The 350-nt window shown below is 79.7% G+C and carries 1 protein-coding gene; it reads right to left on the reverse strand.

Translation table 11 applies throughout. From position 1 onward, the window contains the following. Positions 1-350 (reverse strand): MerR family transcriptional regulator (locus L0D17_RS13375; protein ID WP_279231848.1); only part of this gene is annotated, 350 nt, incomplete at both ends.

A 350-nucleotide genomic window follows, 5' to 3' on the forward strand; every position in this document is an offset into this window, starting at 1 on the left:
TCCCCCTCCACCCGCTCCAGCCGTTCGGCCAGGGCCCGGAGGAGGGCCAGGGCCTCCCCCTCGGAGGGGAGGGCGAGGCCGGCGGCCGGGAAGTCCCCCTGGACCCGGGCCAGGGCCTCCTCCAGGGGGAGGCCTTCCCGCAGGTGGGCCTCCCGGGCCGCCTGGAGGCGGGCCAGGGCCTCCTTGGGCCAGAGCCGGCCCCCCCGGGGGTCCCGGGGCAGGGGGCCCACCACCCCCTCCCACAGGGCGGCGTAGCGCCGGAGGGTGGCCGGGGAGACCCCCAGGGCCCGGGCGACCAGGTGGGGGGGCAGGAGGGTCTGGCCGAGGTCTTCCCCTTCCGAGTGGTCCAT

The sequence above is a fragment of the Thermus thalpophilus genome (assembly GCF_022760915.1).
GTDB classification, from domain to species: domain Bacteria; phylum Deinococcota; class Deinococci; order Deinococcales; family Thermaceae; genus Thermus; species Thermus thalpophilus.